This is a genomic window from Cyanobacteriota bacterium (genome assembly GCA_027618255.1).
Classification (GTDB): Bacteria; Cyanobacteriota; Vampirovibrionia; order LMEP-6097; family LMEP-6097; genus JABHOV01.
Genome location: JAQCFG010000081.1, coordinates 1 through 7,226, shown reverse-complemented (window position 1 = coordinate 7,226; position 7,226 = coordinate 1). Strand labels below are relative to the sequence as shown.

The 7,226-nt window shown below is 40.5% G+C and carries 8 protein-coding genes; 5 read left to right on the top strand and 3 right to left on the bottom strand.

Features of this window, described 5'->3' with window-relative positions:
• A partial coding sequence (locus O3C63_09050; protein MDA0773075.1) for an adenosylhomocysteinase occupies positions 1-666 on the bottom strand: 666 nt, incomplete at its 3' end.
• A gap of 153 nt (positions 667-819) precedes the next feature.
• On the opposite strand from O3C63_09050, the gene flgG reads away from it, so the two are divergent.
• The 4 genes from flgG to O3C63_09030 all read left to right on the top strand — a co-directional run bounded on the left by flgG (position 820) and on the right by O3C63_09030 (position 4,303).
• The gene (flgG, locus tag O3C63_09045; protein ID MDA0773074.1) at positions 820-1,614 is read left to right on the top strand and encodes a flagellar basal-body rod protein FlgG; all 795 of its coding nucleotides are present in this window, start codon (positions 820-822) and stop codon (positions 1,612-1,614) included.
• Positions 1,615-1,674: 60 nt separating this feature from the next.
• Positions 1,675-2,388, top strand: a complete 714-nt coding sequence (flgA, locus tag O3C63_09040) for a flagellar basal body P-ring formation chaperone FlgA (GenBank protein MDA0773073.1) — start codon at positions 1,675-1,677, stop codon at positions 2,386-2,388.
• Positions 2,389-2,395: 7 nt separating this feature from the next.
• Positions 2,396-3,493, top strand: coding sequence for a redox-regulated ATPase YchF (gene ychF, locus O3C63_09035; GenBank protein MDA0773072.1), 1,098 nt, complete (start codon positions 2,396-2,398; stop codon positions 3,491-3,493).
• 84 nt (positions 3,494-3,577) lie between these two features.
• Complete coding sequence (locus O3C63_09030; GenBank protein MDA0773071.1) at positions 3,578-4,303, top strand: SprT family zinc-dependent metalloprotease; 726 nt, start codon at positions 3,578-3,580, stop codon at positions 4,301-4,303.
• Here the strand turns inward: O3C63_09030 and ispH are convergent.
• On the bottom strand, positions 4,300-5,250 hold the full coding sequence (gene ispH / locus O3C63_09025; GenBank protein ID MDA0773070.1) for a 4-hydroxy-3-methylbut-2-enyl diphosphate reductase: 951 nt from the start codon (positions 5,248-5,250) through the stop codon (positions 4,300-4,302). The two genes, O3C63_09030 and ispH, sit on opposite strands and share 4 nt — an antisense overlap.
• Positions 5,251-5,365: 115 nt before the next feature.
• Positions 5,366-6,421, bottom strand: coding sequence for a 3-deoxy-7-phosphoheptulonate synthase (locus tag O3C63_09020; GenBank protein MDA0773069.1), 1,056 nt, complete (start codon positions 6,419-6,421; stop codon positions 5,366-5,368).
• Between the two features lie 115 nt (positions 6,422-6,536).
• Between O3C63_09020 and O3C63_09015 the strand changes: the two genes are divergently transcribed.
• The gene (locus tag O3C63_09015; protein ID MDA0773068.1) at positions 6,537-7,136 is read left to right on the top strand and encodes a peroxiredoxin; all 600 of its coding nucleotides are present in this window, start codon (positions 6,537-6,539) and stop codon (positions 7,134-7,136) included.
• Positions 7,137-7,226: the final 90 nt, after the last annotated feature.

Genomic DNA, 7,226 nt, shown 5'->3' with positions numbered 1-7,226 from the left:
CCAACCGTAACCAACAACTACTACGTTTTTACCAGCAAGCAAAACATTAGTGGCGCGAATGATTCCGTCGAGCGTTGATTGGCCTGTACCATAACGATTATCAAAAAGATGTTTGGTCTGAGAATCATTTACTGCAATTGCAGGGAAAGTCAAAACACCATCTCTTTCCATCGCTCTAAGTCTGACGATACCAGTAGTAGTTTCTTCAGTAGTACCAAGCAAATCCTTCAATTGCTCTGGTCTTTTTTGAATAATAGTTGCAACAACATCACTACCGTCATCCATAATAATTTGTGGCTTTGTGTCAAGTGCGATCTCAACATGCTTGAGGTAAGTCTCGGTCGACTCGCCCTTCATTGCATAAACCGAAATTCCATGATCTTTGACTAAACAAGCAGCAACGTCGTCTTGAGTTGAAAGTGGATTTGATGCAATCAGCGCACAATCAACACCACCGGCCTTGAGCGTGATTGCCAAATTGGCAGTTTCAGTAGTTACGTGAGCGCAAGCAATCATATTAATTCCTGCAAGTGGTTTTTCCTTAGCAAAACGCTCCCTTATCTTAAGAAGCACTGGCATTTCTTTTGCTGCCCAAGCTATTCTCTGCGCGCCAAGCTCAGCTAAATTGATATCTGCTATTTCGTAATCTACTGTTTTTTCCATCATTTTAGTATAACTTGTTTTAAGCGTGAAATTCTAGCAAAGACACGACATTAGATACATCTACAGATAATAATCCCCCATCGAGCCTATTGAGAAGGCTGTAACTAATACAAATTCCCTAGTTAATAGCTCATCACCACAACCGATAAGATAATTATGGATCGTTCATTACAAACCGCCGCTACGGGCATGCAAGCTCAGCAAACTAATATAGATGTGATTTCGCATAACCTTGCCAACATCAACACAACTGCTTTCAAAAAATCAATGGCGCACTTTAGCACTTTGTTCTCGCAAGTGATTAAAGCTCCAGGCGCAACTCTGAGTAATGGACAAGTAACTCCCAATGGAGTTCAGGTTGGACTTGGTGTGCAACTTGATAGTACTAACAAATCTTTTGCAATGGGTAGTTTGAACAATACCGGCAACCAACTAGATCTTTCAATAGAAGGTGATGGATTTTTTCAAGTGCAAATGCCCAACGGTACCCTTGCTTATACTCGTGATGGCAATTTCCAGATCGATGGTCAATCAGGTGAAGTCGTTAGTAATAAGGGTTACTCGCTATTTCCAAACATCAACCTTGGAAACAATGTTCAAAACATAACTATCGATGAAGAAGGCACTGTACAAGTAGCTCGCTCAGGTCAATTCAGTCAAGTCGACAATGTCGGCACAATCAGACTAGCGCGCTTCGTTAATCCGGCTGGGTTAGTTGAGCAATCTGACAACTTATATGTTCAGAGCTTGGCAAGTGGTAGACCAATTCAAGGTACTGCATTAGAAGACAACTTTGGTGGAATTCGTCAAGGCTTTCTTGAAGGTAGTAATGTCAAAGTCGTTGAAGAAATCGTCAACATGATCACGGCACAAAGAGCTTATGAAGCTAGTAGCAATGTGATTAAAGCCTCTGATGAGATGTTGCAGCAAGCTAATAATATTTCAGCGTAACTGAAATATTGGGTTGCATAGAGAACCTACGGTTCCTATCCATGGGTATAAATTATATAGATGCTCAAACTCCTACTGCTACTAATATTGACTATTCAACTGCCCATTCAAGCAGAGCCCAATAATTTTGCAACAGGTAGTTTTTGGATGCCAGTAAAAGTCAAACTCACAAATTATTTAAATCAAAAAATCGATAAAAAACAATATAAATACGAAATCATCGGGCCAACAAGAGAGCTTAAGGCATATATGGGAAATAGAATTGATGCTGATATCAAATTTGAAAAACTAGTCTTCGATACACCAAGTCCGCGCAAGACTATCATCGCCTACGTAGAAGATGCTAGTGGTAAACGTATCGATAGTGCTGTAATTCAGCTAGAAATTTGGGTTTACAAATCTGTCAACATGCTACGTAAAGCTGTCAGTAGAGGTCAAGAACTTGAACCCAATAATATCTATCAAAGCTCTTACCCAATTAGACAAATGGATGAGAAATTATATTTCCAAGGCAACTTAAGACAAAAAGTAGCAACAAGCAATATCCCAGCTAACAGTCCTATCAAAATCAATATGGTGAGACACCAGAAACTAGTGCAAGTAGGTGACATGATCAAGGTGACTAGCGGTAATTCTGTCATCAATCTAGAATTCTTTTGCAAAGCGATGAATAGCGGTGATATCGGTGAAATTATCAATCTAACTTGCCCGGAGATGAGTAAGAAAAACCATAGGGCGGAATTGACTGCAGCAGGGGAAGCTCGCCTGTTATAATGCCACAATGCTTAAATCCGGAATCGTAGGCCTGCCAAACGTAGGAAAATCAACACTCTTTAACGCATTATCCAATAATCATATTGCTGAAGCGGCTAATTATCCTTTTTGTACCATTGAACCCAATTCTGCAATCGTCAATGTACCTGACTCGCGCTTGCAAGTACTGCAAAAATTTGTGAGCACCGATGTAGTAGTGCCAGCCGTCATTGAATTTATGGATATCGCTGGTCTTGTCAAAGGCGCCTCGCAAGGTGAAGGACTTGGTAACAAATTTCTTTCTAATATTCGCGAGTGTGACTTGATAGTGCATGTCGTGAGATGTTTTGATGATGAGAACGTAATTCATGTTGATGGCAAAGTTGATCCGCTTAGTGACATTGAAACTATCAACACCGAACTGATTCTTTCTGATCTTGAACAAGTACAAAAATCCATGGACAAGCTCATCAAAAAGGTGAGAGGGCAAGACAAGGAAGCCAAGGTGATGTATGACGCTTTAGAAAAAATCCTGCCTGTACTTGAAGAAGGCAAAGCAGCTCGCACAGTTGACTTGAGCGAAGAAGAAAAATTGGCAATTAAGTCTTATGGCTTGCTTACTCTTAAAGAAATTGTCTATGCCGCTAATATACCAGAAGCCGATATGGCAGCAGGCACAAATAATTACGTTGCTAAATTAGATGCTTATGCCAAAACCGAAAACGCAGGTGTCGTAGTTATCTCAGCAGCAGCAGAAGAACAATTGGTTGGCATGACTGATGCTGAGAAAAAAGAATTCCTTGAAGAGCTTGGTGTGCATGAAACCGGTCTTAGTAAATTAATTCAAAGAAGCTATGAATTGCTTGGCTTGCGCACTTACTTTACTGCTGGTGTTAAAGAAGTAAGAGCTTGGACTATTCACGTTGGTGACAAAGCACCTCAAGCTGCTGGTGTCATTCATGGTGATTTTGAGAAAGGTTTTATTAAAGCTGAAACCATTAGCTATGATGATTTTGTTGTAATCGGTTCTCGCCCTAAAGCACGCGAAGTCGGCAAAGCCCGTCAAGAAGGCAAGGAATACGTAGTGCAAGATGGCGATGTGATTGAGTTCAAGTTTAATAATTAAACAAAAATCGTCATTGCGAGGAGCGTAGGCGACGCGGCAACCTAATGCATAAAACCCATAACAAACCTAGGTTAATATAATTAGATGACTTCAACAAAAACCATTGAAGACAAGGAACTTGGTGAGATCAAACTCTCTAAATATAAACGCGGCAAGTATCTCAAAATCAGAATAGTTGAAAATGGCAAAGTCGCAATCTCTATGCCCTATCATGTCAAATTTGATGATGGTCTTCGATTTTTAAATGAAAAACGAGCTTGGGTTAAAGAGCAACTGTTAATTAGTAAAAGCAAACAACTCAAACTTAACGACGACTTGGAATTCAAAACTAAATCTAGAGAACTAGAACTCATTCCCTGTGATATTACCAAAGCTACTTATAGATTAAGTCCGACGAAGATCAAGGTATATTACCCACAGGACGGGAATGGAGAAAAGGGAATAGGGGATAGGGATTTAGAAGCAGTAATCACAACTGCAATAGAAGCTGCTCTTAGACGCGAAGCACATAACTACTTACCAATACGCCTCAAGCAATTAGCAAATCAACATGGTTTAAAATACAATCAAATCTCTATTCGTAACACCAGAACCCGCTGGGGCAGCTGCACTCATGACAACAATATCAATCTCTGCATGCATCTTATGAAACTACCTGATGAATTAATAGACTATGTTTTACTGCACGAACTCGCGCACACTGTAGAAAAAAATCACTCGTCAAGATTCTGGACTTTACTCTCTGACATGCTTGGAGCAAACGCCAAAGCAATCGACAAAAGACTTAAAGCGTATCGTCCAGGGATTTAGCTAATTGCGCGCAATTCCCTTGGTAGAGGGAATTCTATGTGCTCTTCTTTATACTTAAGCACTTCTACTTGCGCAGCACCGAGTTTCTTAACCAGGGTCTCAACCAAAAACTCTGGCGCCGACGCACCAGAACTAATGCCAACCACCTTGCCTTCAAGTTCTGGACCGGGTTTAAACTCATCAGGATTTGGCACAAGCTCTGCTTGCTTACCAAGTTTGCGTGCAAGCTCAAGCAGGCGCAAAGTATTAGATGAGTTTTGACTGCCAATAATCAAAATATAATCGGCAACTTTAGCTAGCTCCTTGACAGCATCCTGGCGGTTTTGAGTTGCATAACAAATATCATCTGACTTAGGGAATTCAATATCAGCAAAGCTCTCCTTGAGCTTGGCGACTACTCTTGCAGTATCATCAAGCGAGAGTGTAGTCTGCGTTGCAACGACCAAAGAACTATCTTTAAGTGCAGGGATCAAAGCCTCAACATCGTCTACTGTCTCAACAAGAGAAATATCACCATCTGTTTCTGCATAGCCCATTGCACCAAGCACTTCTTGATGCCCTTTGTGTCCGATATAAATTACTTTTGAGCCGGCTTTAATTGCCTTGGCAATTTCCAAATGTACTTTAGTTACAAGAGGACAAACAGCATCGATAAACTCCAAGCCTCGTTTACGTGCACGCTCCAGAACCTCTGGGCTAGTGCCATGCGCAGAAAAGATCAATCGAGAATTATCAGGGACCTCATCAAGCAACTCTACAAAAATCACTCCACGGTTTTTAAAATCATTAACCACATGATGGTTGTGTACTATTTCGTGCCTGACATAAAGTGGCGTGCCATACAAACGCAAAGCGATGTCAACGATTTCTATTGCACGGTTAACGCCAGCACAAAAACCTCGCGGCTCTGCAAGAATTATTTTGGAGATAGTGGTTTGTGTTTGCATTTTAGAAGGCGTGCCTGCCGACGGCTGTAGTCAATAAGGTTCAGGGAGGATGGAAAACCTAGTTAATCAGGTATCGGAACAGAAGTCCCGTAAGACATAAACGGTTATTGGGTTTTCAAGATAGGTTCTTAGCAGCATCTCTCAACATCTTCTCCGTAGCTTCCCAATCAAGACAAGCATCAGTAATTGAAACACCATGCTTAAGTTCAGATAAATCTTTAGTAATACTTTGGTTGCCGCCATTGATATGACTTTCAACCATAAAACCAATAATAGATTTGTTTCCTTCTTGTTTTTGCTGAACAAGATTTTTCAAAATTGCAGGTTGCTTATAAGGATCTTTATCAGAATTAGCATGGTTACAGTCAATCATAATTGACTTGGTCATACCAGCTTTCTCAAGTACTGCTTCTGCCATCACCACATGCTCAGCAGAATAATTTGGACCATCACTACCACCACGCAAAATCAGGTGAGTGTCAGGGTTACCATTGGTATGAAAAATACAAACCCTGCCCTCATCTTGGCTAATCCCCAAAAAACTTTGAGTTTTTCTTGCTGCCTGTGCTGCGTTAATTGCAACAGTAAAATCTCCATTGGTAGAATTTTTGAAACCAACTGGCATGGATAAACCAGATGCCATTTGTCTATGAGTTTGTGACTCCGTAGTGCGCGCGCCAATAGCAGTCCATGAAACTAAATCAGCAATGTACTGCGGTACCATTGGATCAAGCATCTCAGTTGCACAGGGCAATCCCATTGTATTAATTTCAATCAATAATTTACGAGCTTTTTGCAAACCCGTGAGCATATCAAAACTGTCATCGATATGCGGATCATAGATCAATCCCTTCCAACCAAGCACAGTACGCGGCTTTTCAAAATAGACACGCATCACAATATTGATTGTGTCCTTGACTTCTTCGCGCAATTTAACCAAACGACGCGCATATTCAAGCGCCTGCTCAGTGTCATGAATAGAACAAGGACCAACAATTGCAAGCAACCTGTCATCCCTGTGCCACATGATATCTCTGACATCTTGACGAGCTTTGATGATCATCTCTGCAACTGCATCAGGAAGGGGTAAGGCCTCTCTCATAGCAAGCGGGGTCGAAAGAGCTTCTACCTTGTTAATGTTGCTGTTGAATAGTTGGTTTTTTTGGAACATTATGTATGCACAATATTAGCATATGATTAAATAGCCCCTTTGGACTGGACTTTAATCTATATATTTTTCTATAATTAACAATGTATTAGATTAATCCTTAAGGAGGAAAATAATTATGGCAGTTTTAGTAGGCAGAAATGCTCCAGATTTTACAGCAGATGCAGTAGTCAACGGTTCCGAGTTCAAATCAGTAAGTCTAAGTGATTTTAAAGGCAAGAAGTATGTAGTACTTTTCTTTTATCCACTTGATTTTACTTTTGTTTGTCCAACAGAGTTACACGCATTCCAAGATAAATTAGCTGAGTTTGAATCACTTAACACAGAAGTAATCGGCGTTAGTGTTGATTCTAAATTTGCACACCATGCTTGGTTAAACACACCAAAGTCACAAGGTGGAATTCAAGGCGTGAACTACACAGTAGTTTCTGACTTTAACAAACAAATCACTCGTGATTATGATGTTGAAGTTGAAGGAGCTGGTATTTCTTACCGTGGTCTTTTCCTTATCGACAAAAAAGGCGTTGTACAACATCAAGTTGTAAACAACTTACCTCTTGGACGTAATGTAGATGAAGCAGTAAGAATGGTTAAAGCTCTTCAATTCTTTGAGAACAACGGTGAAGTTTGCCCAGCAAACTGGAACGAAGGTTCTAAAGGTATGAAGCCAACTAGCGCAGGACTTAAAGACTTTTTCAATGAGAAAGTAGCTGCTTAATTAAGCTCAGAATCAAAGTTCAAAACACCAAGTCAAATTGACTTGGTGTTTTTTTTCGGTATAACTCGCTTAGTAGCCACACTTGAAGTC